Source organism: Brevibacillus schisleri (assembly GCF_055685845.1).
In genome coordinates this window covers 5,827,854-5,852,638 of the sequence record NZ_JBVNDM010000001.1, presented here as the reverse complement: position 1 = coordinate 5,852,638, position 24,785 = coordinate 5,827,854, and the positions used below count along the sequence as shown (strand labels likewise).

General features: G+C 45.2%; 27 protein-coding genes and 2 pseudogenes. 22 read left to right on the top strand and 7 right to left on the bottom strand.

Annotation, left to right across the window (positions count from 1 at the left end; genetic code table 11):
- The first annotated feature begins 31 nt into the window (after window positions 1-31).
- The 3 genes from ACUUHJ_RS27850 (at window position 32) to ACUUHJ_RS27840 (ending at window position 1,025) form a co-directional block, all read left to right on the top strand.
- Window positions 32-271, top strand: a complete 240-nt coding sequence (locus ACUUHJ_RS27850) for a WYL domain-containing protein (protein WP_472300580.1) — start codon at window positions 32-34, stop codon at window positions 269-271.
- A 159-nt stretch (window positions 272-430) separates the two neighbouring features.
- Window positions 431-769 (top strand): YolD-like family protein, encoded by a 339-nt coding sequence (locus ACUUHJ_RS27845; protein ID WP_472300579.1) that lies wholly within the window; start codon window positions 431-433, stop codon window positions 767-769.
- Window positions 770-779: 10 nt separating this feature from the next.
- Window positions 780-1,025, top strand: coding sequence for a YolD-like family protein (locus ACUUHJ_RS27840; protein WP_472300578.1), 246 nt, complete (start codon window positions 780-782; stop codon window positions 1,023-1,025).
- Window positions 1,026-1,528: 503 nt separating this feature from the next.
- On the opposite strand, the gene ACUUHJ_RS27835 is transcribed toward ACUUHJ_RS27840, so the two are convergent.
- On the bottom strand, window positions 1,529-1,846 hold the full coding sequence (locus tag ACUUHJ_RS27835) for a MerR family transcriptional regulator (RefSeq protein ID WP_436708302.1): 318 nt from the start codon (window positions 1,844-1,846) through the stop codon (window positions 1,529-1,531).
- 156 nt (window positions 1,847-2,002) lie between these two features.
- On the opposite strand from ACUUHJ_RS27835, the gene ACUUHJ_RS27830 reads away from it, so the two are divergent.
- From ACUUHJ_RS27830 to ACUUHJ_RS27815, 4 genes and pseudogenes are all read left to right on the top strand, one after another.
- Window positions 2,003-2,218, top strand: coding sequence for a tautomerase family protein (locus ACUUHJ_RS27830; RefSeq protein ID WP_157696796.1), 216 nt, complete (start codon window positions 2,003-2,005; stop codon window positions 2,216-2,218).
- An 85-nt stretch (window positions 2,219-2,303) separates the two neighbouring features.
- Window positions 2,304-3,461, top strand: coding sequence for an MFS transporter (locus tag ACUUHJ_RS27825; protein ID WP_472301248.1), 1,158 nt, complete (start codon window positions 2,304-2,306; stop codon window positions 3,459-3,461).
- 107 nt (window positions 3,462-3,568) lie between these two features.
- Window positions 3,569-3,769 (top strand): hypothetical protein, encoded by a 201-nt coding sequence (locus tag ACUUHJ_RS27820; protein ID WP_289674744.1) that lies wholly within the window; start codon window positions 3,569-3,571, stop codon window positions 3,767-3,769.
- A gap of 6 nt (window positions 3,770-3,775) precedes the next feature.
- Window positions 3,776-3,961: pseudogene (locus ACUUHJ_RS27815) on the top strand (ATP-dependent DNA ligase); the annotation flags it as partial.
- A gap of 45 nt (window positions 3,962-4,006) precedes the next feature.
- Here the strand turns inward: ACUUHJ_RS27815 and ACUUHJ_RS27810 are convergent.
- The gene (locus ACUUHJ_RS27810) at window positions 4,007-4,279 is read right to left on the bottom strand and encodes a hypothetical protein (protein WP_472300577.1); all 273 of its coding nucleotides are present in this window, start codon (window positions 4,277-4,279) and stop codon (window positions 4,007-4,009) included.
- Between the two features lie 315 nt (window positions 4,280-4,594).
- Here ACUUHJ_RS27810 and ACUUHJ_RS27805 point away from each other — a divergent pair, with 315 nt between their 5' ends.
- Window positions 4,595-5,077 carry a DUF5050 domain-containing protein gene (locus ACUUHJ_RS27805; protein WP_472300576.1) on the top strand — a complete coding sequence of 161 codons (483 nt, stop codon included), beginning with the start codon at window positions 4,595-4,597 and terminating at the stop codon, window positions 5,075-5,077.
- A 47-nt stretch (window positions 5,078-5,124) separates the two neighbouring features.
- A complete protein-coding gene (locus ACUUHJ_RS27800) occupies window positions 5,125-5,655 on the top strand; it encodes a DUF5050 domain-containing protein (RefSeq protein ID WP_472300575.1) in 531 nt (176 codons plus the stop codon).
- An 821-nt stretch (window positions 5,656-6,476) separates the two neighbouring features.
- Here ACUUHJ_RS27800 and ACUUHJ_RS27795 read toward each other — a convergent pair.
- A protein-coding gene (locus ACUUHJ_RS27795) for an IS1182 family transposase (RefSeq protein ID WP_472301132.1) occupies window positions 6,477-7,807 on the bottom strand; the annotation gives its coding sequence in 2 pieces (ribosomal slippage) (window positions 6,477-7,267 and window positions 7,267-7,807; 1,332 coding nt in all).
- A gap of 232 nt (window positions 7,808-8,039) precedes the next feature.
- Between ACUUHJ_RS27795 and ACUUHJ_RS27790 the strand changes: the two genes are divergently transcribed.
- Window positions 8,040-8,870 carry a hypothetical protein gene (locus ACUUHJ_RS27790; RefSeq protein ID WP_015893411.1) on the top strand — a complete coding sequence of 277 codons (831 nt, stop codon included), beginning with the start codon at window positions 8,040-8,042 and terminating at the stop codon, window positions 8,868-8,870.
- Between the two features lie 12 nt (window positions 8,871-8,882).
- A complete protein-coding gene (locus tag ACUUHJ_RS27785) occupies window positions 8,883-9,065 on the top strand; it encodes a hypothetical protein (RefSeq protein ID WP_289674741.1) in 183 nt (60 codons plus the stop codon).
- Window positions 9,066-9,137: 72 nt separating this feature from the next.
- Here ACUUHJ_RS27785 and ACUUHJ_RS27780 read toward each other — a convergent pair whose 3' ends face one another.
- Entirely contained in the window at window positions 9,138-10,433 is a 1,296-nt protein-coding gene (locus ACUUHJ_RS27780; RefSeq protein WP_472300574.1) for an MFS transporter, read from the bottom strand.
- A gap of 189 nt (window positions 10,434-10,622) precedes the next feature.
- Window positions 10,623-11,738, bottom strand: coding sequence for a histidinol-phosphate transaminase (gene hisC, locus ACUUHJ_RS27775; RefSeq protein ID WP_289674739.1), 1,116 nt, complete (start codon window positions 11,736-11,738; stop codon window positions 10,623-10,625).
- A gap of 229 nt (window positions 11,739-11,967) precedes the next feature.
- Between hisC and ACUUHJ_RS27770 the strand changes: the two genes are divergently transcribed.
- From ACUUHJ_RS27770 to ACUUHJ_RS27725, 10 genes are all read left to right on the top strand, one after another.
- Window positions 11,968-13,425: an aminotransferase class I/II-fold pyridoxal phosphate-dependent enzyme gene (locus ACUUHJ_RS27770; protein WP_472301247.1), complete on the top strand. Its 1,458-nt coding sequence runs from the start codon at window positions 11,968-11,970 to the stop codon at window positions 13,423-13,425.
- Between the two features lie 200 nt (window positions 13,426-13,625).
- On the top strand, window positions 13,626-14,531 hold the full coding sequence (gene cyoA, locus ACUUHJ_RS27765; protein WP_289674738.1) for a ubiquinol oxidase subunit II: 906 nt from the start codon (window positions 13,626-13,628) through the stop codon (window positions 14,529-14,531).
- Window positions 14,532-14,567: 36 nt separating this feature from the next.
- Entirely contained in the window at window positions 14,568-16,541 is a 1,974-nt protein-coding gene (locus ACUUHJ_RS27760; protein ID WP_472300573.1) for a cbb3-type cytochrome c oxidase subunit I, read from the top strand.
- Window positions 16,541-17,137 carry a cytochrome o ubiquinol oxidase subunit III gene (gene cyoC / locus ACUUHJ_RS27755; protein WP_015893405.1) on the top strand — a complete coding sequence of 199 codons (597 nt, stop codon included), beginning with the start codon at window positions 16,541-16,543 and terminating at the stop codon, window positions 17,135-17,137. Before ACUUHJ_RS27760 ends, cyoC begins: the two co-directional genes overlap by 1 nt.
- Entirely contained in the window at window positions 17,138-17,470 is a 333-nt protein-coding gene (gene cyoD, locus ACUUHJ_RS27750) for a cytochrome o ubiquinol oxidase subunit IV (protein ID WP_142498141.1), read from the top strand.
- Window positions 17,471-17,580: 110 nt separating this feature from the next.
- The gene (locus ACUUHJ_RS27745; RefSeq protein ID WP_472300572.1) at window positions 17,581-17,907 is read left to right on the top strand and encodes a c-type cytochrome; all 327 of its coding nucleotides are present in this window, start codon (window positions 17,581-17,583) and stop codon (window positions 17,905-17,907) included.
- 15 nt (window positions 17,908-17,922) lie between these two features.
- Window positions 17,923-18,495: an SCO family protein gene (locus tag ACUUHJ_RS27740; protein WP_289674735.1), complete on the top strand. Its 573-nt coding sequence runs from the start codon at window positions 17,923-17,925 to the stop codon at window positions 18,493-18,495.
- 68 nt (window positions 18,496-18,563) lie between these two features.
- Window positions 18,564-19,520, top strand: a complete 957-nt coding sequence (locus tag ACUUHJ_RS27735) for a carbon-nitrogen hydrolase family protein (RefSeq protein WP_472300571.1) — start codon at window positions 18,564-18,566, stop codon at window positions 19,518-19,520.
- A 29-nt stretch (window positions 19,521-19,549) separates the two neighbouring features.
- The gene (locus tag ACUUHJ_RS27730) at window positions 19,550-19,687 is read left to right on the top strand and encodes a hypothetical protein (RefSeq protein WP_289674733.1); all 138 of its coding nucleotides are present in this window, start codon (window positions 19,550-19,552) and stop codon (window positions 19,685-19,687) included.
- A 136-nt stretch (window positions 19,688-19,823) separates the two neighbouring features.
- Window positions 19,824-20,930, top strand: coding sequence for an IS110 family RNA-guided transposase (locus ACUUHJ_RS27725; protein ID WP_472298574.1), 1,107 nt, complete (start codon window positions 19,824-19,826; stop codon window positions 20,928-20,930).
- A gap of 711 nt (window positions 20,931-21,641) precedes the next feature.
- On the opposite strand, the gene pdxR is transcribed toward ACUUHJ_RS27725, so the two are convergent.
- Window positions 21,642-23,105 (bottom strand): MocR-like pyridoxine biosynthesis transcription factor PdxR, encoded by a 1,464-nt coding sequence (pdxR, locus tag ACUUHJ_RS27720; RefSeq protein WP_472300570.1) that lies wholly within the window; start codon window positions 23,103-23,105, stop codon window positions 21,642-21,644.
- 283 nt (window positions 23,106-23,388) lie between these two features.
- Between pdxR and ACUUHJ_RS27715 the strand changes: the two are divergent.
- Window positions 23,389-23,703, top strand: a pseudogene (locus ACUUHJ_RS27715) (DUF2165 family protein); the annotation flags it as partial.
- A 273-nt stretch (window positions 23,704-23,976) separates the two neighbouring features.
- Here ACUUHJ_RS27715 and ACUUHJ_RS27710 read toward each other — a convergent pair.
- A complete protein-coding gene (locus ACUUHJ_RS27710) occupies window positions 23,977-24,627 on the bottom strand; it encodes a hypothetical protein (protein ID WP_289674731.1) in 651 nt (216 codons plus the stop codon).
- Window positions 24,628-24,785 lie beyond the last annotated feature (158 nt).

Genomic DNA, 24,785 nt, shown 5'->3' with positions numbered 1-24,785 from the left:
TTCGTAAGTTGTTCGTACATTATAAGAACGTATGTTCTGTTTAGAGGCGAACAGCATGAGAAGGCAACTGCAAAGAGCCATAGAACAGCATCAACACATCCAAATTATTTACCTTGGCAGCGGGCCGCACACTACACAACGGACCTTGCGACCTTTGGAGATTGTTGGAGACCGTCTGAGAGCATATTGTCTAACACGTAAGGCTCCGAGGGTTTTTGTCATTGATAACATCCTTGCCGTTAAAGCGATGGTGAGCAGCCGTGCTGTCTGATATCGAGCGGAAGGTATTAAGAGTGATCGGCAACTATTCGGCAGGACGAAGAAGGACGCCAACTGTAGATGAACTATGCATCAAGACGGGTCGAACTCGCGGCGGCATTATGACGGTCTTGGAAGTGTTCGACACTTGGGAAAGGAATGGTGTGTTGAAATGGCCTCTAAGATAGAAAATCCCTTTTCCATGCGTTTTGTGTTGCCCGAGCAACGTGAGCTATACCTGCAAATGAAAGAAGATGATAAACTCGTTAGAATGCCTGTGATTGAACAAGACGAGCTTGAAACATTTGACTACCTTCTACGCGACGCGCAACAAAACGAAAAGGCAGTTTCAATCACATGGTGGCGACATAAGAAAAACGGGCTAGGTACAATTTGCACTATGTGGGGAGCGGTACCAGAGATCAATGCGAATACCAGAAAAGTAAAACTGTTTACAGTCGAAGATGTCCAATGGATTCCGCTCGAGAACATAACGAATGTTAGAGGCTAGGAGGTATACCGTGGCAAAGTCAGCTACACCAAAACGTCCTACAAGAGATGAATTTGAATTAGAAGAATTGGGGAATCAGCTCGCTGAAGCAAAAGAAGATTGTGACGAAAGAGCTTTGACTGTTTGGGGAATGCCTGAGAAAGTACGCGGGCGGATCACAGTTCTTGACTCGCGTACAAGGCTAGTTCATGTAGAGGAGAACGAAGCAACAAGGAAGATACCTTTCATGGACATTATGAAAGTCTCCTACGAGTAATTACCAGCGCATGTCCCTTACAGTATTGATACAATTGATAGTGGTAATGCTATATGAATTTTATATACCCGATGCTGCTCGAGCAAGTTGATAAACCCTTTTCGGACAGCCGCTACGTCTTCAAGCCAAAGATAGACGGTCACTGCCTGATCTTATCACGAAGTAATGGAGTTACGCGATGATACACAAGACACATCAATGACGTAACCGATAGTCCTACGTTATGAGGACGGCTACAGAAAAGGTGACTTTGGCTGGAACCAATAGATGAAAATGTTACAGAAAGAAAAGTACCCGCTTAGTTCCTACGGGTTCTATAGTGGAATAAACATAAGTAGAGGATGCTTGTGGAATAAAAGCATCCTTTGCTCAACTTTAACAGCTGCATCTGGACAAAAGACAAACGGAAGGGCTGTTTCCTTGGCAGAATTTTGATCTGCTTTGTGGACAGCCCCTTTTTCCTGTTCGGAATACTGTTAAATGGAGCTAAATCTTGCTGTTTTCTATCGATCGGAGAGTTTTTGAAACACCTCGTTAATCGTTCTCATCCGTTCCTCTACTTTTTTTGCAGCCGCATCCAATGTGAATCCATCGTCAAGCAACTCTTTAACCAAGAGAATTTTCTTGATGTTTAGGTAATCGTACTTCCTAGTGGTTCCCTCTCCTTCCTTATACGACTGAATAATTCCTTTTTCTTCCCAATAGCGAATCTGTCTTTGAGGAACACCAGTAATATCAGATACTTCGCCAATTCCAACGACCAGTTTGCGCAATAAATCAAAATCCATAAGAGGATTATCTGCTTGATTATCATGGTTCATCTTATCACCTCTTGCTATTTCCTTTAGCAAATATTTTACATGATAGGTACAATGTTTACAATGAGAGGTTACTTATTGACTTTGATTGTAGATTTGTTACAATTAATGCGTAACTTATACAAGTTACATAAATTAATTACAAAGGGGAAAAAGGTTATGCCAATCATTAATGTGGATTGCTGGGAAGGTTTTAATGCAGAGCAAAAGGAGCAGTGGATCAAGGAGCTGACCAACGTCACGGTCAATTTGTTTAATATTCCTCCGGACAAAGTACTGGTGATCCTACGGGAAACCCAGTTGGCTAATTGGGGGCAAGCGGGGGTAGTTGCTAGCGATCCGGACTTTCTGGCAAAGAGCCGTCTGACTGAATAATGATGAACCTGATCTGAAAGAAGGGAACAGCTTGGCGGAAACGGCACGACGACCCGCTTTCGGCGCGGAAGGAAAGTATTTTGTGATGACCGCAATTCTTTCATGGTGCGGTTTAGCTGTGGTATCTAGCATGTATGTAACCATTCCAATGGTTACAGCTTTTGTACGAGAGTTTCAAGTCACTCCGGCTCAAGCAGCATGGAGCGGCAGTGCTTTTTCGCTTACCTATGCAATCAGCTTTTTGCTCTTTGCGTCTTTATCGGATCGGTATGGACGAAAACAGGTTATGTTTTGGGGACTGGTTGCTCTTAGCGTGATCACTCCGCTTCTCGGAATAGCAAGCAGTTTTCCTTTGTTCATTGCACTTCGAACCATTCAAGGCATTGCCGCTGCGACGTTTGCTCCGGCCGCACTTTCCTACGTAGTGGAGATGTATCCGGCGGAGAATCGAGTGACAGCAATTGGATTCGTTAGTACCGGCTTCTTACTGGCGGGGATTGCAGGACAGGTTTTAAGCGATATCGTAAGCCAGAACTTCGGTTGGCCTTTCGTCTTTTATTTCCTCGGTGGAATCTATCTACTGTCCGTCGGCTTGTTAGGGGGATCGATTCCAAAAGGGGGAACACAGCATCAAAATATCAATGTCCTGGATCCATTTAAGCAAATGGGAACGGTGCTGTTTCACAAATCCCTGTTTTTCTGTTATCTCATTGCATTCACATTACTCCTTGCGTTCGTCGGTATGTACACCACGCTTGGAAGTTATCTAAGCCAAGATCCTTTTTTATTACACAACAATCAAATTCTGCTGGTACGAGCTGCAGGGATCGTAGGTATGCTCCTTTCCCCGTTTGCTGGGAGTTTGGTAGCTAGATTTGGAATCATGAACGTGTTGAAAGCAGGTTTACTTTTAGCCGTGCTTGGTCTAGGAATTTTGGGGATCAGTTCTGCCCTGCCTATTCTTGTTCTGACGAGTGTTCTGTTTGTAGCCGGGATTTCCATCACCGTACCCGTTTTAATCTCATTGATTGGCACCCTCGCAGGACAATTTCGTGGAACAGCCGTATCGCTCTATACGCTTATCTTGTTTTTGGGGGCAACGTTGGGTCCGATTGTGTCTCTGCAATTGCTGAAAACAGGTAGCTATATTTTGACATTTGAAGGACTGGCCACTTTATTGAGTGTCGCTTTTTTGTGCTCCTTTCTCGTGCAAAAACGAATCGTTGGTGAGGGAGAAGGATGAAAAAAGGAAAGTTGTAGGTTATACTATCTTCCCTACTTGTGGTTATGTGTTCCGGTATTGTTTATGCAACTGGTGCAGGAATTGACAATCACGACGAGACAATCGTTGTGACCAAAGGGGATAAGCGTGAAACGGTGACCATCTCGGGTATGAAATATAAATGCTACCTTCCTGAAGAGAATAATTACGCGTGGGTAATCGTCGGTCCAGACGGACAAATTATCACCTTTGAGCAAGGGATAATCTGGAGCAATGGACGCGTTACGGAAAAATGGCTTCATGACAGCTGGGTGGAGGAGTCTATTTAAAAATAGAAACTTGGCGTACCGCCTACTCATAAGCAGGCGATTTATGGAGTGGCGAAACAGTTGATCACTGGTGAGGATCGCGATTTCGTTTACGTGCAGCCGCAGATAAAAGCACGCGTCAAAATGCGGAACTGGACAAAGAGCGGCATGCTACGTTCGCCAGTTTTCGTAGACTTTATCCTGACTGCATAAGAACAACCCGCCCTTTTGAATGAGGCGGGTTGTTCTATTATCTTTTCACTTTTTTCCGTGCTCATAAGCTGCTCTGATAACGCCCATGATCTTGTCAACCGTACTTTGTTCGTATCCGGCCAACCAAGCGATCGTACTAAGCTCATCTTTTGTTAAATCACGACCGATACAAGTTCTAATACCTTCTACAAACGGCCTGTACTGCTTAACTTGCCAATCTTCCATTACCAAACCTTCTGGACGGAATGAAGATACGAGATCACGTTCAATCCATTCCACACGCCCGTGTTTATTAACCCCTTTATATTGCAAATCCATGTCTATACACGCTCCCTTGAGATTGAAGTTGTTGACCAGTTGTTGACGTCAACAAGTACCCAAAATCACTGAATATGAACGGAAATGCGAACAGATTCAAAGCTTGATAAATTCAGTTTTTTTGAAATGTACCAAAGTTTACCGTAGAACAAAATTCACCTATGATGGGCGGTTTCTTAATTTTTCCAAATAATCCAAATTGAGATAGACAAAACAAATTCGTTTTGGTACATATAAATCAGTGTCGACGGATGTATATAAATGAAGAAATATCCGCTGTGTATTACTTTATTAGGCCATGAAGGGGAGGGATGCATGGTGCAACATAAAGGGAAATGGATGATCACCATTGCGATGGCAGTATGCCTGATTGTGGTTCTTGGCTTTGGCAATCAACAAACAATGGCGACTGCGCCAACAAAAAAACCAGTGATAAACGTTTTTGGCAGCGATCCTGTGAATATCAATTCATACCAAAGCTTTGTCGCCGTTCAAGGAGAATGGATTTTTTGTAACAACGATGGTCTATACAAAATCAAACAGGATGGGAGCTCGCTTCAAAAGTTGAGCAGTGATTGGGCCCATAATCTGAATGTGGTAGGGGACTGGATTTACTATACGCGCAATAAGCCCGTGAAAGAATTCTATCAGCTTGAGATGTCCCCTTATGAGATTAGTTATACGTATGAAGATGTGATGGAGCTCATGAAAATCAAGACAGATGGCAGTTCAAAACAGTTATCAAGAGCAGTAGTCCTGCGGAAGAGGACCCCAATAACGTACGTAAATTGTATGTAGTGGGAGATATCATTTATTACGCGGATAATAACAGATGTTTGTACAGAATGGACACGAACGGCAAAAATCAAAAGAAGCTACTTGATCGGTTTGAGGAAGTTTATTTCTATCAGGATTGGATTTTCTACACCAATGAGAGTGGTCAACTATACAAAATGAAGCGGGATGGAACGCAGAAAAAGCTCGTAAGCAAAGACAAAGTGTCCCTTGTCGGTCTGTCTGGCGATTTCATTTACTATACAAAATGGGTAGAATCCAGTGGAGTAGAAGATGTTTATAAAATAGGATTGAAGGATGGGAAGACTGCTCTAGTCAAGAAAGGATTACCACCAGCAGAGAATCCGATCATTATAGCTGGGAAGTATCTATACTACATCTCAGAAATAAACGGGGAACGAATGGTAGGCCGAATGAATATGGCGGACGGCAAGACAACCCCACTGTCTCCATTGGGTTTACGGATAAACATCGGGGGAGATTTCATCTTTTTTCAAGCTTCCGGTCGTAATGAAAAAGAACTATTCAAAGTGAAGATGGGCGAAAACAGAGTGGAAAAGGTAACCCCAAAGGCGAAGTAAGGATAAGAGCCACCCCAAGGCGGGTGGCTTTATTGTTATCACCCACGAATCAATGGCAAAGTACCGACTGTCGCCGAAATGGGTTAACACCAATCCACAGGAATATCAAAATTAAGAACACCAGCATATACTGATAAGGTATCTTCACTTTCTGCTCGAGGCCGCCATTCAGTTTGAAGGTGAGAACGCCGAGTGTGATACTGACTTATTCAAGGTAGGGCAAGTCTACTTGATTATCGAAAATCCGCGCGATGGCCATGATATAGGAAAAAATGGTTTCATTCTTCGCTATTATGGAATTCATTCTGACTAACTCCTTTTCGCTTGGATTATCCTTAAGTAAGGCAAGGATTGAGGATGCCAATGGTGCCAATGGGAGCGACATTGTCTGTAACAAAACCGTCACGAACAGTGGAAAAGCAGCACCCAGAAGAGGGGTCTAAACAAAATCAGAACGGCATAAGGTAAGGGGTATTACCAAGACGGAAGAAGGTCATGATGAGCATTTCGTGTTTGATAGCGGTGAAAAATGGGCAGACCAATAAGGGGGCATTACGTTACGAATTACACCTAGTATACCGATAGGGGGAACGTGCAATTGTTGAGTTCATTTAAACCACTGAAGAGAATTGAAGAGAACAGCAAGATTATACAGCAGACGATCCAGTACATAGGTAATCAAAAAGTTAGTACGATAACGATAGAAACGCCTAAAAAACTACCTAAATGTAGGTAGTTTCAGACTGAAGAGAAACCCCCTTTTGGGGGATTTCTTTTGGTATTGTTCCAGCACGAAGTGCTGAAAAAAGGATAGCCTGCACCTAACTTGCTTTCGCTAGGTGTAGTGCTATCCTTTTAATGTTTTGTACTGTTGCTGTCATCAATACTTGCTCTTGGACATTTTCGCGTCCGCGTAACCTACAATAGCGAAGCCCATGCAGTTCTTTAGCATCTGCAAAGCTTCGCTCTATGGTTTGGTATCTTAATCTATATAAATATTTCCCCGATTTACTTAAACGGTTCTGTCGAACCCATTCCTTACTCTCTTCCCAAACGTGCCTGCTTATCACCTTTTGGTGATTTTTAGATCGGGTACACTCAGAAAGCCTTGGACAAGTTTTACATATTTCTTTATTGGACTTATACATCCTGTATCCGTTTCGATCGGTAGTCGAATAAGTAAGCGTATGTTTTTGAGGACATGTGTACACATCGCACTCCAGATCATATTTAAAGCGCCATTTAGCAAAAAGACCTTTAACAGGTGTAAAGGCACGATGACCGATGACAGCAAATACATTTATATCGTGAAGTGCCTTGCAGATTGGAGTAGTTAAATAACCAGCATCTAATGCAATAGCTTCAATTGTATCCTGAAACCCAAACTTCTCGATTTGGAGATTCAGCCTATCTATGTAAGGAACGGAATCATGGACATTGCCAGCAGTGACATGGACATCGGTAATAATATTGTACTTATGATCGACAGTCCGGTGATCGAGATAGAAAAAGCCTTCGGGCTTGCTGTCTCGAACCATGTAGCCACTTTCCGGATCAGTGGTACTCACCTTGATTTCCTTTTCTTCCTTCACACCCTCTCTAGGCTTCAATCCTTTTTTCCATGTACCTCACGGTCTTCATTAATTGCTACCTCTAAATCTTTGAGATAGGCACGACTCGTTTTCTCGATGACATGCTTCTTAAATTTTCGTTTATTCGCATTTGCTTTAAGATGTGTGGAATCACTTATCAATACACGGCCAGCGACCATTCGATGCTGAATCGCCAAGCGCACAATTTCATCAAAAATCTCCTGAAAAACATTTGTATTTTTAAAACGGGTTCGACGATTCCAACTGATTGTTGTGTGATCTGGAACTCGATCTGTTAAAGAAAGGCCAAGAAACCAACGATAGGCGATATTAGTCTGGATTTCTTTTTCGAGCTGCCTCTCTGAGCGGATACCGTAAAGGTATCCAATGAAAATCATTTTAAATAAAACAATAGGATCAATGGAAGGTCTACCGTTATCCTCGCAATAATATTGACGTACTTTTTCCCGGATGAAGGAGAAATCTATATGTTTCTGGATGACTCTTAATAAATGGTCTTCTGGGACCAATTCATCAAGGCACACAAATTCGTAATGCATTTGCGGATTTTTATCATTGGAGGTAAGCACAATTATCACCTACTATAAAATGTAATTATAAGAATTATAACAAATTAACGCGGTGCCGTATTAAAACTAAGTGAAATAAAAATGGCTGTCGACTTTCTCGACAGCCTGAAACTACCTAAATGTAGGTAGTTTTTTCCTATTTGTAGAATCTGAATAAAATGTTAAAATAATGTAAAACTTTACCAGAAGGAGAGGTTTACAGGTGCTAAAGAATCTCGTGCAGAGCCATGTGAAGATTGTGTTTTCTGTTCTTGGCATCTTGTTCGTTCTGGTCTCATGGCTCGTATTTGAATTGTTAAAAGGTTTGCTGCCAGATTTGATAGCAGTCATACATAAGTGGATGTTTCAACCGATTGAATGGCTGTTTATCCTAGCACCGCCACATGAGGAAAACAAGCTAGCTTCATTAGGCTCTGTTCTAGGCTTGTCTATCTTGTATTCCGCTATTTTGGCAGGAATGGTATTCATCGTTTTGTTCATCTGCAACAAGATTAGAGGGAACGAGATCGAGTTCCAGATGGAAGTGAAATATTGTGAGAAAGAATTGGCCAATGCGATTTACAGCTTGGATGGGAGCGGACAATCAACAGCTATTATTAATGCGAATGCGATCACGTTTATGAAGGCATTTGAAATGGAAGTAAAGACGATTTATGGTTTGAAACCGGACGAGCTATGCTGCTATTGGATCGTACCTACGAATAATGACAAGCAGTTTGAAGTGTTTTACTTAACCGAGTTGAAAGATTTTGACACAGTACGTACGCTGCTACTGTCTTCCATGCTTCAAGAGGATTGCAGAATTGCCGATAAACAAGTAAAGGGACGAATTCAAAACACGGACATCGAACAATTTGCAATTGTGAAAAATTTTGGCAAGTTCCGGCTTGGATTTGCGGTCGCTGTTTACAAGAATGACACATTTACTCCCGAAAATATGCAGGAGTTCGAGCGGTTGACTACGTATATGTTATTATTAGGATTTGTTACCAAGTTTGTGAATAAGGTCAAAACTTTAAAGAGAGCTAGTTAGGAGTGGGATACGATGAAATTAGCTGAGTTCTTCGCGAAAAGAGGTAACGAAACTGCTGTTTACTCGAAAAATCTCTCTTCCAAGAAGAAGATTCCCAACAGCAAATTTACTCCTGGCTTCGCTAGCTTAAAACAGATTATAGATGAGCATAATCCGAGTGAAGGACATGATAATAAAGTGGTCGGAGGAAAATGACACTGCCTGTGAGCAGTGTTATTTTTTTTGGATACCTTTGAATAGAGGAAAAGCCACCTGATGAGGGTGGCTTTAGTTTTGGGAGATCTCTACACGGTGTTTGCTTTTTCTGTGGGACCATATCAGGACAGGGACTAGCAACAGCGATAATGCGCCTCCGGCAAGGGAAAGTGTTGCGTAGCTGGCATTGGCGACGACCATACCAGACAGAGCTCCACCGGATGCACCAGCCAAGGCAATCAAGACATCAACCGTTCCCTGCGTTTTGGCGCGAGTGGCGGGCTGCGTTGCATCCACGATGAGCGCTGTACCGCTAATTAATCCAAAATTCCAGCCCAGTCCGAGCAGCACAAGAGCGGTGATGAGTAGTGGCATCGAATCGGCTGGGGCAAAAGCAGCAGTCAGGCTGGCTGCAAGCAGTATGACACCTGAAGCATAGGCCATTGTGGAGCGACCGATCTTGTCAACGAGTACACCCGTCAAGAGCGAGGGAAGGTACATCGCACCGATATGAAAACCGATGACGATGCCTACTTCTGATAGACCATGTCCGTGGTGCTTCATATGTACAGGCGTCATCGTCATAATGGCGACCATGACGATCTGCGTCAAAATCATGACGGTGGCTCCCACGATGATTCCCCGGTTGTTGCTTGCAAGCTGATTCTCATTCAGACAGGCCGACGAGCTCTGATTCCCCTGTTGTGCTTCGGCGATTGCTTTCGAAACGATGAACGGGTCAGGGCGAAGCAGTACCCAAAATACGAGACCAGCGAGGATGAAAGCTGCGGCACCCAAGATGAAAGGGCCAGCTAGTGCGGGGACACCGATGGATGTAGCGAATCGTCCCATGACTTCCACAAGGTTTGGTCCTGCAACCGCCCCGAATGTAGTGGAGACCATGGCAATACTTACGGCAGTCGCTCGCTGTTTAGGCTTTGCCAAGTCTGTGCCTGCATAGCGGGCTTGCAGGTTAGTAGCGGTGCCAGCCCCATACAGAATTAAGGAAGCAAATAGAAGGACAATACTGTTTGCGACGGCTGCGAGCACCACCCCAATTGCCCCAATCCCTCCTGCTAAAAAGCCGCTAGCGAGCCCTAAACGGCGTCCAAAGCGTTGAGAGAGTCGACCCACCAGCAATGCAGCGACAGCAGAGCCAAGCGTGAACAATGCGGCAGGGATGCCCGCGAGACTTTCCGAGCCGAGCATATCCTGAGCGAGGAGAGCCCCTACGGTGACACCTGCCGCAAGTCCTGCACCGCCGAAAATTTGTGAGATGACGACAATCCAGAGCGTTCGTTTGTATAGTCTTTGCTGCTTGTCTGGGGAGTCGATGTAGCTTTGTAAATCTTCAGGTTTGAGTGACATTTGATCCACCTTTCTATGGAGCGAAAGCTTTCGTAAGTTATGAAATTTCAGTCATTGCTTCGTGTGGAAATGAATGGGTAATTTGCATTCAGTATAGTATTGGCGACGGGTAAACACAAGGGGAATTCAGCTTCATAAACACTTTGCAAAAGAAAAAACACCGGACATTTTCTAGCCGGTGTTTTTCGTTTATTTTCCTGCGATAGGTAATAGCTCACGGAGGTTTTGGATGAGAATTTGGTTTTCTTCCAGCGTACCTACACTGATTCGAATATGCTCCGGTAACTCCCAAGTGTCTCCGTACCGCAAAATGATTCCTCTTTCCAGCAACTCTTGATAAATCCTACCCGCATTTGGCCCGAATTTTGCCAAGATAAAATTAGACATGCTCACGGTATACGGGATATTCATTTCATCGAATGCATCATAGAGCTGCTTGCGGCCTTTGGTGTTTTCCGTGAGGGACTTTTCAAAATGCTCCACGTCTCCAAGCGCGGTAATGGCGGCTGTTTGTGCCAAGGAATTGACGTTAAACGGTTCTTTTACTTTCAGGATTTTTTGGATCACCGAGGGGTGAGCGACACCAAATCCGATGCGAATACCTGCAAGCGCGTAAATTTTCGAGAAGGTTTGCAAGACGAGAACAGGGTATCCTTGGCGGACAAATTCAATACCTGTTGTGTAATCGTCAGCCGTTGCATAGTGACTGTAAGCAGCGTCGAGTACAACAAGCACTCCATCTGGCAATTGGTCTAGCAATGCCGTCAAGTCCTGATGGGTCAAATAGGTGCCTGTCGGGTTATTTGGGGAACAAAGGTAGACAAGCTTTGTTCGATCTGTGATCGCTGCCAAAATTGCTGAGACGTTGAATGCGTATTCGGTCTCAAGCGGAACCGTTTTGATGACAGCTCCCATGAGATGCGCGCCGAATTCATATTCAGAAAAGGTCGGCGAAGGCACGACGATTTCGTCCTCGGGCTCCAGATAGGTCTCGGAGATGAGCTTGATCAGTTCGTCACCGCCATTCGTGACAAGTAAATGCTCTGGACTTACCACAAGATGATCTGCCAAATGCTCTTTTAGCGTCGTTGTATGGGCATCTGGGTAACGATGCAGCTCCGGGAGCGCACTGAGAATGGCGCGGATGATCTTGGGGGATGGGCCGAGTGGATTTTCATTTGAAGCTAATTTAATGATAGGAGAGAGTCCGTACATTTTTTTTATCTCCCAAATCGGCATTCCAGGTTGATAGGATTGTATCTTTTCTAGTGTTTTGCGTGATGGGATCGTGGGCAGCTGTTTCATCTATATGGCCTCCAAAACTTCATGGTAGCAACACTGTAAGTGAAATCTCCGGAACTGTAACCAGCCAATTTACGAAAGATGAAACAGACCAATTACGAGGAAGGACACAAATTGGATGGTTCATAAAAGGCAAGATTGGATCATGAAGGAAGAGGCCGCTTCCTTTATAATCAGCCCAGAAACATCACTCATGCAAACAACACGGAAGGATAGTGAGGTGGGAAAAATGTTGATTCAAGGGCAAACGCCGCTCTTTAACGGGTTGAGAAAGCATGCCCAGAAGAATCCAATCCAATTCCATATACCAGGTCATAAGAAGGGGAAAGGGATGGATCATGAATTTCGATGGTTCATGGGAAAAAATGCACTTTCCATCGATTTGATTAACATTGAACCATTAGATGATCTGCATCAACCAAAAGGAATTATCAAACAAGCGCAGGAATTGGCTGCTGAAGCCTTTGGCGCTGATCACACCATATTTTCTGTTCAAGGTACGAGCGGAGTCATCATGACCATGATTATGGCGGTTTGTAATCCCGGCGATAAGATCATCGTGCCACGGAATGTACACAAATCTATCATGAGCGGAATTGTTTTATCCGGTGCGACGCCTATCTTTTTACATCCAGAAATAGACCCTGTCTTCGGGATCTCACATGGAATCACACCACAAGCTGTGGAAAAAGCATTGGAACAGCATCCCGATGCAAAGGCAGTCCTCGTCATCAACCCAACCTATTTTGGAATCGCCGGTGACTTGAAGAGTATCGTTCAAATTGCGCACGCCAGAGGAGTGCCTGTACTCGTAGATGAAGCGCATGGTTCACATGTTCACTTCCATCCCAAGCTTCCCCTATCGGCGATGCAGGCTGGTGCAGATATGGCAGCAAGCAGTATGCATAAATTAGGAGGCTCTCTGACGCAGAGTTCGTTGTTGAACATTCAGGGAAATCTCGTCTCGATTCAGCGTGTACAAGCAATCTATAGCATGCTCACGACGACATCTACCTCCTATTTATTGCTCGCGTCGCTCGATGTGGCGAGAAAGCGGTTGGTTACATCCGGGAAAACGCTATTGGATCAAACGATTCAGCTGGCAAACGAAGCACGGGCACAAATCAATAAAATAAATGATTTGTACTGCATTGGGAGAGAAATTATCGGGACAAATGGAGCGTTTGCCCATGATCCGACCAAGCTGGTCATCTCGGTAAAAGACCTCGGCATTACGGGATATGAAGCTGAAAAATGGCTCCGTGATCGCTTTAACATTGAGGTAGAGCTATCTGACCTGTACAACATCGTTTGTATTATCACACCAAGCGATACGAGAGAAGATTTGCAAATCCTTGTCTATGCCTTGGAGGAGTTGGCTGCCGGGGCCGCGGATCAAGGAAAGAGAAAAGCCTGCCCGAAAATGCAGCTGCCGAAAATACCGGTACTGGCTGTCACCCCGCGCGATGCATTTTACGCATCGACAGAGATGGTTCCCGTCGAACAATCTGTGGGGAGAATTATCGCGGAGTTTGTCATGGTATATCCACCAGGTATCCCGATCTTTGTCCCGGGTGAGATCATTTCGGAAGAGAACCTCATCTATACGAAGAGAAACATGGAGGCAGGTTTACCAGTTCAGGGCTTTGAAGACCCGACGCTACAGACCATACGAGTCATCAAGGAATAACCAAACAATAGCAGGAAAGGCCGCCTTGGGGTGGTCTTTTTCTTTTTATGTCGAAAAGGTGTCCAAAATGCAGCGGATTCTTGAACATGGCTGGTTGATCCACTTTGTCATTGGCTGGTGACACTCTATCGGTCCGGCTTTAGAGTAAGACTTGTTTCAAAAGTACCCTGTGCATGGTGATAGGAGATGAGGACAAGGACATGAAGACGTCCAAGACAGTACGCTGTATGTCATTTTTGTTCATGTTCATCCTGCTGTTCTTGACGACCGGTTGCGCTGATAACTATATCGTGCTCGATCCGAAAGGACCCATTGGTGAACAGCAAAAGGACTTAATGATTTTATCCACGCTTTTAACGTTAATTGTGATTGTTCCTGTGTTAATTCTAACTTTTGTCATTGTATGGCGATACCGTGACAGAAAAGGAAGAAAGGCGAAGTACACGCCTAATTGGGAGCACAGTACGAAACTGGAAATCATTTGGTGGGGCATTCCCATCATCATTATTACGTTAATTGGGATCGTGACAGTTCGGTACACGTATTCGTTGGAGCCATCCAAGCCGTTGGAATCCGAGAAGAAACCGATCACGATTCAAGTGACGAATTTGGATTGGAAGTGGCTATTCCAATATCCTGAACAAGGCATTGCCACTGTGAACTATGTGCAGTTCCCAGAGGATGTGCCGGTACGCTTCGAAGTGACGTCTGACGCCCCGATGAATTCATTCTGGATTCCACAGCTTGGAGGCCAGATTTACGCCATGTCCGGCATGTCGATGACTCTCTACCTGCAAGCAGACGAGCAGGGTGAGTACATGGGATCTGGTGCAAACTTTACCGGAAAAGAATTTGCGAAGATGTTCTTCACAGCGAATGCGACTTCCCAAGAAGATTTTGATCAATGGGTGAATCAGGTGAAACATACTTCCCCTGGGCTGACACTGGATGGTTACAAAGAGCTGACCAAACAAGGAACATCGGATGTACGCTATTTCTCCACTTTCCCTGAAGGATTGTACGAGATGACGGTGACCAAGTATGCTGCTTCACACAATCACGGCTTATCTACGCGAGTGCAACCGCCAGCGCGGGTGAAAGAATAGTCGGTTGAAATAGAAACAGGGAGGAGAGAGACAACGATGTGGGAGAGTGTGAAAGAATTCGCCTCTGAATTTTTCGTAACAGGCGATCCACTTATTTACGGTGCGGACGTCAGCATTGTGCTTAGTATGATCGCAATCGTATCGGTGCTGACTTACTTTAAAAAATGGGGATGGCTCTGGCGTGAATGGCTGACGACTGTCGATCACAAGAAGATCGGAATCATGTACATTCTCGCTTCCGTTCTCATGCTGTTTCGAGGAGGGGTAGATGCTCTCCTAATGCGGGCGCAGCTCGTCATGCCTGAGATGCAGTTTTTGAGTGGGGATCACTACAACCAGATTTTTACGACGCATGGCGTCATTATGATTCTGTTTATGGCGATGCCGCTTATGTTTGGTTTGTTCAATGTCATCGTGCCGCTGCAACTCGGTGCACGTGACGTAGCCTTTCCATTTCTGAATGCGCTCAGCTTCTGGCTGTTTTTCTCAGGGGCGATGCTGTTTAACCTGTCCTTCGTCATTGGGGGCTCCCCGGATGCAGGATGGCTGGCTTACCCGCCGTATTCGGAGCTAGCCTTTAACCCGGGGCCAGGTCAGGATTTCTACATTTGGGGGATTCAAATCTCAGGTATTGGTAGTTTGATGACCGGGATTAACTTTATTGTGACGATCTTGAAAGTGCGTGCTCCTGGTATGACTTTGATGAAAATGCCGATGTTTTCTTGGTCGGTTTTGTCGAGTTGTATCGCGATCGTTTTCGCATTCCCAATCTTGACGGTTACCTTGGCACTGCTGTTTATCGACCGCTATTTGGGTGGGCACTTCTTCACCTTGGATGGCGGCGGTAATCCGATGATGTACATCAACCTGATTTGGATGTGGGGTCACCCGGAAGTTTACATTATCGTTTTGCCAGCGTTCGGGATTTTCTCTGAGATCGTTGCAACGTTCTCACGGAAAAAGCTGTTTGGTTACAAATCCATGGTTTTCGCCATGATCATTATTAGCGTTCTCTCGTTCCTCGTATGGGCGCATCATTTCTTCACAATGGGCTCCGGTGCGGACGTCAATGCATTCTTCGCCGTCACGACCATGTTGATTGCGATTCCGACGGGTGTGAAAGTGTTTAACTGGCTGTTTACGATGTTCCGAGGAAAAATTACGTTCGAAACGCCGATGCTGTGGATGGTCGGGATTATCCCGAACTTCGTCATCGGTGGGATGACGGGTGTCCTTCTGTCCGTGGCACCTGCTGACTTCCAGTATCACAATAGCTACTTCCTCGTTGCACACTTCCACCAAGTGATCATTGCAGGTGTCGTATTTGGATTCTTCGCGGGCTTGTACTACTGGTGGCCGAAAATTTTTGGCTTCAAGCTGAATGAGCGTATTGGCCGTTGGGCTTTCTGGCTGTGGAACATCGGGTTCTACCTGTGCTTCATGCCGCAATACGCATTGGGCTTGATGGGTATGACACGTCGTCTTTACACGTACGGCTGGGACAAAGGCTGGTTCGAAATGAACCTGATATCGACGATTGGTGCCGTAATCATGGGTGCTGCATTCCTTGTCCAAATTTGGGACATTGCACACAGCATCAAGCACATGAAGAGAGATACAACTGGCGATCCATGGAATGCCCGTACATTGGAGTGGTCGATTCCTTCACCAGCTCCGTTCTATAACTTTGCCGTTATGCCGCAGGTAACGTCTCAAGATGACTGGCATGAAAGAAAGCTGCGCATCGAGCAAGGCTTGGAAAAGCCAGCGAAAGTAGAGCTAGAACCGATTCATATGCCGAAAAACTCAGGTATTCCGATTGTGATGTCCATGTTCTGGTTCTTTGTCGGATTCGGCTTGATTTTTGACTGGCTGTGGATGGCGGTACCAGGGTTTATCGGTGTGATTGTATGTATGGTTGTTCACTCGTTTAACTATGACACGGACTACTATGTCACGGTGGAAGAGATTAAACGTACAGAGGCGGAAGCAGGGAGGGTGATTACGTAATGGCTAATGTGAATGCTGGACATCATGATCATCATCCAGACCAAGAGGAATTGCGCACGTTTGCCTTTTGGATCTACCTCATGACGGATGTCATCTTGTTTGCTACCTTGTTTGCGACTTATATCGTACTGCAAGGCAGCACGGATGGTGGTCCAGGTCCAAAAGATCTGTTTCAGATGAGTGGGATTTACGCGAGTACGTTTATTTTGCTGACCAGTAGCTTTACGAGCGGTCTTGCGATTCTCGCTATGAATAAGGGGAATCGTCTTGCCTTGATGAACTGGCTGGGAGTTACCGTATTTTTGGGAGCATCCTTCTTGTTCCTGGAAATCAACGAGTTCATCCATATGGTTAGTGAAGGGGCAACGATTGGAACGAGTGCATTCCTGACCGCCTTTTACACATTGGTAGGGACGCATGGCTTGCACGTGACGCTCGGTATGGGGTGGATGATCATCGTCATCATGCAAATCGCCAAGCACGGTATTACACCCGTAACGAAACGAAAAGTAAACATCATCAGCCTGTTCTGGCATTTCCTTGATGTTGTTTGGATTTTCGTCTTCACCATCGTGTATGTGATGGGGGTGAATTAATTGAGCAAGCAATCTGTGCATGGTACGACAGAACAACACGGTGGTCATGGTTCCTTGAAATCGTATGTGATCGGTTTCGTCTTGTCGCTTGTTTTCACGATCATTCCTATTCTAGCGCTAGAGAACGGCTGGTTGGATAGTGATAAGCGACTCATCATCTATTTAGGAGCTGCTCTGTTCCAGTTTATTGTCCAGTTATTCTTCTTCATGCACCTGAAAGAAGAGGATAAACCACGCTACAACTTGATGTCGCTTTTACTCGGGTTGTTTATCGTCTTCCTCATCGTGATCGGCTCTATCTGGATCATGATGTACAACATGGTCGCACTATAATGACATAAAATTCAATCGGGGGGCGTACTGCTGTACGCCCTGATTCTCGGTTGCAGACCGTCCCTTTTTGGAAGGTAACCTTATTCCCGGCGGAAAGGTAGGGGGTTTCTGTGAAAGCCATCAAGTATCTCCTGATTGGTTCCCTGTTCCTGGTTGCAACTGCATGCAGTAATGGTGCGACGGAAGGGCAAACAGAAGTTGCAGATGCCGAGAAAACTGCGATGCAGCTATACAAAAATAATTGCATGAGCTGCCACGGTAATGATTTATCCGGTAGGGTGGGTCCAGGCTTGCAGCAAGTTGGTTCGAAAATGGCGGAGGAAAAACTCATTGAAATAATTACGGTCGGCGCAAATGGCATGCCTGGTTATGAAAAAGTGCTAAGCACGGAAGAAATCGGCCAGTTAGCGAAGTGGCTCTCTGAGAAAAAGGAATAGGAGAGGGGCGGTACAATGAAAAAAACAGCTTGGTTGATCATGCTCAGTATCCTGATGGTTTTGGTAACTGCGTGTGGTCCAGCAAGATATGATTACAACTATCCGGTTAATGAATTTGCTTATACGGACCAGGAAGGGAAGCCTTTTTCATCAAGTGATCTGGAAAATAAGGTCTGGGTTGCTAACTTTGTCTTTACGTATTGTGGAACCGTTTGTCCTACGATGACAGCAAACATGGCTGAATTGCAGAAAAAAGCAAAAGAAGCTGGCGTAGATGTGGAGTTTGTTTCCTTCTCGGTTGATCCAGAAAGAGATACGCCAGTGGCATTGAAGTCATATCTGGGTAAATTCAATGCTGACTTCTCCAATTGGCATGCATTGACTGGCTACGGATTTGATGAGATCAAAACGTTTATTCTCAAGTCATTCAAGACGCCAATAGAAAAGGACCCTAATTCCGATCAAATCATCCACGACACGTTTTTATATTTGGTCGATCAAAAGGGAACAGTGGTTAACCGTTATGAAGGAATGACGGACGTGCCCTACAATCAAATTATCGAGGATATGAAAGCGTTGCAGGAGTAGGGGAGCCAGTCGGGTACGCCGAATAATAGGAAAGCAAGACAGATGCTCTAATTGGGAGGGGATGTAACATGTCCATTCAGCAACAGAACGTACGAGTAGCAGTTGTTCAAGCTGCTTCGGTCATAATGGATCGAGAGGGAAGTACGGAAAAGGCGGTTTCACTGACATTGGAAGCAGGCGAAAAAGGAGCGAAAATCGTTGTTTTTCCCGAAGCTTTTATCCCTGCGTATCCGAGAGGACTTACTTTTGGAGCAAAAGTTGGCAGTCGTTCCCCGGAAGGGCGCAAAGACTGGTTTCGATATTTGGACAATTCGATTGTCGTCCCGAGTGAAGAGACAGATAAGCTCGGGGAGGCAGCGCGCAAGGCTGGTGTGTATCTCGTCATTGGTGTGATCGAGCGAGATAATGAAAATAGCGGTGGCACCTTATATTGTTCCGTCTTATTTTTCGGACCAGATGGTGAGTTGCTCGGCGTGCATCGCAAGCTGAAGCCAACTGCATCCGAACGGTTGATTTGGGGCGAAGGAGACGGAAGTACTTTACCGGTATTCGATACTCCGTACGGTAAGATCGGGGCCCTGATTTGTTGGGAGAATTATATGCCGTTAGCGCGAGCAGCGATGTATGCAAAAGGCGTTCAAATCTACATCGCACCTACAGCAGACGCGAGGGATGCATGGCAAGCTACCATCCGCCATATCGCATTGGAAGGTAGATGCTTCGTTTTATCGAGCAATCAGTACGTAACAAAAGATATGTATCCGACTGATTTGGCCTGCTACGACGATCTGGCCTCTTCACCAGACGAGATGAGCAGAGGTGGAAGTGCAATTGTGGGGCCATTGGGCGACTATATCGTCGAGCCTGTTTTTGGTCGGGAGGAGATTCTTTACGCTGATCTGGACATTCGCGATATCGCGTATAGCCAATTCGATTTTGATGTCGTTGGACATTACTCGCGACCCGATGTTTTTACATTGTTGGTGAATGAAGAGAAAAAAGAGAATGTGAAGTGGGTGAAGTAAGTCCGTTTGTCAAATGCAGAAGGCCTCCATTGCTTGATGAAAGCGGTGGAGGTCTTGTAATTGCTGTAGCGGAGGAGAAGCGCATTTCCAGTCTACGCTTCAACCTACGCCCGCAAGGAGGGAGACTGTCCGCACCGGAACAAATGGCGGGAGCGCTTCAAACGTAGCAGTTTCGAAGAAGTATTCCATAAGTTATTATGAACGAGGACAGCCCCTATTCGTAACTTCGTAGGTTACTCTGGCTACACTAAGGGCAAGTACGCCAATAGACAGAGCGCTACAATACGAAAGGAGCTGCTACTTATGAAGGATTTCACAAAATACGTTGGTTTAGACGTTTCAAAAGATAAAATTGCGGTGGCAATAGCTGAAGATGGCCGAGAAGCCCCACGTTATTGGGGAATGATTGCTCATACACCTGAAGCTGTTCGTAAACTCATGAAACAACTAGGAGATTTTCACTCTCTTCAAGTGTGCTATGAAGCAGGTGCTACCGGTTATGAACTATATCGGCTTTTTCTTCGTCTCGGAATCGATTGTATAGTTGTTGCTCCTTCTCTTATCCCGCAAAGACCAGGAGATCGAGTAAAGACGGATCGGCGAGATGCACTCCGTTTGGCTCAGTTGCTTCGTGCAGGTGAGTTGGTTTCGATTTATGTACCGACGGAAGAAGATGAAGCTCTACGTGACTTAGTTCGTGCTCGGGAAGATGCGAAAGAAGACCAGCTTCGAGCCAGACACCGTTTAACGAAATTTCTTCTTCGTCACGATTTGCGGCCTCCTGTAGGAATTAGAAAATGGACCGTTAGGTACAGAGAGTGGCTTGATCGTTTAACCTTTTCACAAAACAGCTCACGTACCGTTTTTCGCGAATATTTGCATCAACTAGACGAGATCGAGCAACGTTTAAAACGTCTTCATGAGGAAATTCACGCTCAAGCGACAGAAAGTGTTCATGCTCCTATGATTCAAGCTCTCCAATCATTACGTGGTGTCGCAGAAATAACCGCTACCAGCTTGGTTGCAGAAATCGGTTCTTTCTCCCGATTTGCCCACCCTCGTCAGCTGATGTCTTATGCTGGATTGGTTCCTTCCGAATCGTCAAGTGGGGATCTCCGTCGACAAGGGGCCATTACTAAAACAGGAAACACTCATCTTCGTCGTGTTCTGGTAGAGGCTGCTTGGAGTTACCGTTATCCACCTGCGTTAAAAGGGGAGATTCGGAAAAGACAGGAAGGCCAGTCGAAGGAAGTTCAAGCCATTTCATGGAAAGCACAAAATCGATTGCATAAAAAATATTGTCGCCTCATGGCGAAAGGAAAGCCAGGCGGAAAAGCAGTGACAGCTGTTGCCCGTGAATTGTTGGGTTTTATTTGGGCGATCACTCGACAAATGGAACAAGCGTCATAAAAAGTTAACCTAGAATCAAGCAGTGAAGATAGGGCTCGAAGGCAAAAGGAAGAACCGGTAGGGAGAAACCACGTGCTTCACTTGCACACTTGTTTAAAAACAACTATGTGCGTCATAAGTTTGTGGAAGCTCCCCCGAACGGAGAGATAAAATGTGAGAACCCACGGATATCAGACTGCTCACCGTCGAAAAGTTTTTGCCTTCGTGCCGTGTCTTTACCCATTCTTGTTGCTTGACATGGAGCCTCTGCGGGCATGATCTTTGCGTAAAACGCGGTGGGTTTCTTTACGCTGACCGCAACAGAGCAGTCTACCACGCCCGCCTCTCCATATAAAGCAACAAGAAAAAAGGAAAAAGAAAAAACGGGGCCGTCATGCTATTGACAGTCCTCGTTCATATCAGTGAAGCTGAAATTCCCCCCCATTTCTTCCGGTGCTGAGATGGGCTCCAGAGGCGCTTGACTGGAAATGCGCTTCTCCTACGTAGCTTTGTCCAACATCCTTGTAGGTAAATCCAAGTAGTAAAATACTTGAATCAAAGCTTCCTGTCTTGACCTGCTTAAACGCTCTAATAGCTTGAAAGAAACAAAAGCTGTACGAAAGTCCTGTCACATGTTTGGAAGAAGACCGCCCGAACGTAGAGAGGATACAGGCGACTGGAAAACATGTGGCAGGGCTTCCCCCGACCACAACCGTTAGCCGACAACCAGCTTTATGACAAAACCGCCTTCAATGCATCCGCAAATTTAGCGACACCTATCGTAATTTCCTCTTCTTTGGGTCGCGCAAAGGTAAAGCGAACGTAGCCGGAGTCTGAACCATACACACTTCCTGGAACAAAAACGACTCCTCTGCGAAGGGCTTCTTCAAATAATTGGTTGTCGTTCACATGAGGGTTAATTTTACACCACAAGTGTAATCCGCCTTGGGGAATGGTGAATGAAAGCTTATTGGGCAACTCTTTTTGCAGTGCCTCCACAAGCAAATCTCTTCTGTACTGTAAATGCATGCGTAACCGCTCTAAATGAGGCAGGAAGTTATCGGAATGCAAAAACTGGGCCGCGATTTTTTGTGGCACCACGCTCAGGCCAAAATCCATCTGCTGGCGGGCATCTGCCAAACGCTCGACAACGGAATGAGGCGCCACCATCCAACCGACTCGTAAACCGGATGCAGCAATCTTGGAAAAGGAACCGATGTAGAGAACGGAGCCAAGCTGATCCAATGATTTGAGTGGCAGTGGAGGCTTGCCGTCATAGGAAGTGAGACTGAATGGATCGTCCTCTACAATCGGAAGACCAAGTTCGCTTGCTACATCCAACAGCTGCATGCGCCGAGTGGGATCAAGACAAACCCCAGTCGGGTTTTGAAAGGTAGGATTGATAAAGATCATCTTGATCCGATGCTTTTTATACAAGGCTCGAATATCTTCTGGATTCATGCCGTTATTGCTGACGGGGAGGCGGAACAGGCGGAGACCAGCAGATTGAAACATAGGCAACGAGTAACAATAAGAGGGATCTTCGATGGCAACTGCATCGCCGGGTGCAAGCAGACATTGGGTGATCAAATACAGGGATTGTTGAGAACCCGACGTGATCAGAATCGAAGAGTCCGTTGTCTGTACATTCCGGTAACGTGACAAATAGGAGACCAGTTCTTCACGCAATGGCGTAAAGCCTTGCGGATTATCGTATCCCAAATATTCGGTGAAGGGGTTTTCCTTCATCTGGGTACTGATCTCCTTGCTAGGTGAGAGCTGGGAAGACAATTCTCCACTCGCAAAATCGATGAGACTGCTGTCTTTTTGCAAGGCCTCTCTGATCCGACGCAGATAAGACAAATTCGGGAGGAATTGACCACCTTCTACATATCGATGCCAGTTCGGTGTATGCTTCGGAGTTGCCTCCCATTTATTTTTACACACACGAGTACCGCTTCCTGTTCTGCTCTCAATGATGCCTAATGCCCGAAGTTCCTCGTACGCTAGAATAACAGTGCTTCGGTTTACACCTAATTGCTCAGCCAGTTTTCTCTCAGAAGGGAGTAGGCTCCCAGGGGGGAACTCTCCGTATGAAATTCTGCGTTCAATCTCATCGGCTATTTGGTGGTATAAAGTTTGACTGCTCGACCGATCAGGCTTCCAAATAATAATCACAACCTTGCACATATTCATTGTTTGTTATATAGGGGTGAATCCATTTCATCATAACATTGTTAAGAAAAATACATGTGACAAAACCGTTCCAAACTGTTGAACATGGACGGGGTAAAAATCATGAATGGGTTAGTTCCATTTCCGAATGAGTATGATTAGGTTTCCATCTAATGGATATGAATACTTGTGATAAAAATAGATAGATTTTTCTTACAAAGAGAAAGGGGGAGTCAATCCGATCGAGAATGAGTGAAGACAGTATAGGGAATAGGGAGAGAGGCGTGAGCATCATACTGCTCACACCATAGCTTATATCGGAATTATCATTGCGGAAGGATTATTCTCACTTTTTGGTTGGGTCGCTACAGGAAATATGCTTCGTCATGTAAAAAAGGATGCAAAAACGTTCAATAACTCGAAAACATTCGCATACATCGCTTACATGGTTGCTTTTTGCATCTGGTTTTTCGGATTTGCCATTGTGGGTGCAGAGTGGTTCGCCATGTGGCAATCACAAGCATGGAATGGTCAGCAGGTAGCGTTTAACATTACAGAGGTGATGATTGGATTCGTTATTTTGGTTTCCTTGCGAGATCGAGAATTAACAGATGGGTAATACAAGAGCCACGTTCAATTCGTGGTAGAGAGTTTCCGACAGACTGTAACTCCTGCTCTACCCGTTGGAGCGCTGCTAACATCGGCAAGAACCACCTTCATTTGCTCCTCAGCACAGCGCATTGCCAATGCACGCCCGATACCCCTTCGGTATTGACCGCATTGCAGTCGCGGGAGACCTTGCTTCGTTGGTAGAAAGAGTTGGATGCAACAAACAGAAAAAGCACCCATTGGCGGGTGCTTTTACTCTTTATAAGGGGGAATCGTTGTTTCCTTATTGCACTTTATAAGACATCAAAATTTCTTGTGCGAGTGGCTTCCACTCTTCCATTTGTGCCTCGGTGCAATTGAAAGTGGTCATCAGCATTTTGCCGTCGAGCTCTGTAAAGAAAATGAGGTTGTAAATTTTCGTATCAGCAGCAGGAGTCAGCAGTTCGAACACACCAACGTTTTTCCCGTTGATTTGGATTACTTCATCGCGATACCAGGTCGCATCTTTGTACATATTGGAAAACGCTTGTTTCATCGGGTCCTTCAGGTCTTTGATGAGGCTGTCCTCCTGAATAGGAGTTTCTGTATGACTAAACGCAATGTTAATGGAACCTTTTTCATCGGTATAAATCAGGGAAGGACGATTTTCCATCGGGTATTTTGTTTTTGCCATCTCTTCGGACATGACAGTAAAGCCTTTTGGAATCAAGATTTCCACTTTGTCGTTCAGAACCTTTTTTGCTTCCAGCTTGTCGTTTGTTGTTGCAGTTGGAGCTGGTGTAGCAGAATCTGTTTTTGGAGCTTCAGTTGTTTTAGCAGCTTCTGTGGTTTGTGCTGCATTTTGCTCAGCTGGCTTTGTATCAGCGGGTTTGTTCGAACAAGCAGAAACAGCCAACATGGAGAGCAGCAAAGCTACGGATACTAGTTTTTTCATCTGAATTGATCCACCTTTTTATACATAATTGGAAATGTACGGAATTTCCTTTCCGATTCTATCATGGGGTGTATAATATTGGGAATACGGGAGGTTAATTTTGAATATTCTAATAATACCACCCTCTCTTACATGCCCAAGGGAACCAGGATAAAATA

Bases quoted from the DNA above. Each gene is read 5' to 3' on its own strand.
- ACUUHJ_RS27785 (WP_289674741.1), top strand. From the start codon at position 8,883: ATGAAATTAGCTGAGTTCTTCGCGAAAAGAGGTAACGAAACTGCTGTT.
- ACUUHJ_RS27805 (WP_472300576.1), top strand. From the start codon at position 4,595: ATGGTGCAACATAAAGGGAAATGGATGATCACCATTGCGATGGCAGTA.
- ACUUHJ_RS27710 (WP_289674731.1), bottom strand. From the start codon at position 24,627: ATGAAAAAACTAGTATCCGTAGCTTTGCTGCTCTCCATGTTGGCTGTT.
- ACUUHJ_RS27800 (WP_472300575.1), top strand. From the start codon at position 5,125: ATGGACACGAACGGCAAAAATCAAAAGAAGCTACTTGATCGGTTTGAG.
- hisC (WP_289674739.1), bottom strand. From the start codon at position 11,738: ATGAAACAGCTGCCCACGATCCCATCACGCAAAACACTAGAAAAGATA.
- cyoA (WP_289674738.1), top strand. From the start codon at position 13,626: ATGAAGACGTCCAAGACAGTACGCTGTATGTCATTTTTGTTCATGTTC.
- ACUUHJ_RS27835 (WP_436708302.1), bottom strand. From the start codon at position 1,846: ATGAACCATGATAATCAAGCAGATAATCCTCTTATGGATTTTGATTTA.
- ACUUHJ_RS27740 (WP_289674735.1), top strand. From the start codon at position 17,923: ATGAAAAAAACAGCTTGGTTGATCATGCTCAGTATCCTGATGGTTTTG.
- pdxR (WP_472300570.1), bottom strand. From the start codon at position 23,105: ATGAATATGTGCAAGGTTGTGATTATTATTTGGAAGCCTGATCGGTCG.
- ACUUHJ_RS27780 (WP_472300574.1), bottom strand. From the start codon at position 10,433: ATGTCACTCAAACCTGAAGATTTACAAAGCTACATCGACTCCCCAGAC.
- ACUUHJ_RS27850 (WP_472300580.1), top strand. From the start codon at position 32: ATGTTCTGTTTAGAGGCGAACAGCATGAGAAGGCAACTGCAAAGAGCC.
- ACUUHJ_RS27810 (WP_472300577.1), bottom strand. From the start codon at position 4,279: ATGGATTTGCAATATAAAGGGGTTAATAAACACGGGCGTGTGGAATGG.
- ACUUHJ_RS27830 (WP_157696796.1), top strand. From the start codon at position 2,003: ATGCCAATCATTAATGTGGATTGCTGGGAAGGTTTTAATGCAGAGCAA.
- ACUUHJ_RS27845 (WP_472300579.1), top strand. From the start codon at position 431: ATGGCCTCTAAGATAGAAAATCCCTTTTCCATGCGTTTTGTGTTGCCC.
- ACUUHJ_RS27760 (WP_472300573.1), top strand. From the start codon at position 14,568: ATGTGGGAGAGTGTGAAAGAATTCGCCTCTGAATTTTTCGTAACAGGC.
- cyoC (WP_015893405.1), top strand. From the start codon at position 16,541: ATGGCTAATGTGAATGCTGGACATCATGATCATCATCCAGACCAAGAG.
- ACUUHJ_RS27735 (WP_472300571.1), top strand. From the start codon at position 18,564: ATGTCCATTCAGCAACAGAACGTACGAGTAGCAGTTGTTCAAGCTGCT.
- ACUUHJ_RS27725 (WP_472298574.1), top strand. From the start codon at position 19,824: ATGAAGGATTTCACAAAATACGTTGGTTTAGACGTTTCAAAAGATAAA.
- ACUUHJ_RS27825 (WP_472301248.1), top strand. From the start codon at position 2,304: ATGACCGCAATTCTTTCATGGTGCGGTTTAGCTGTGGTATCTAGCATG.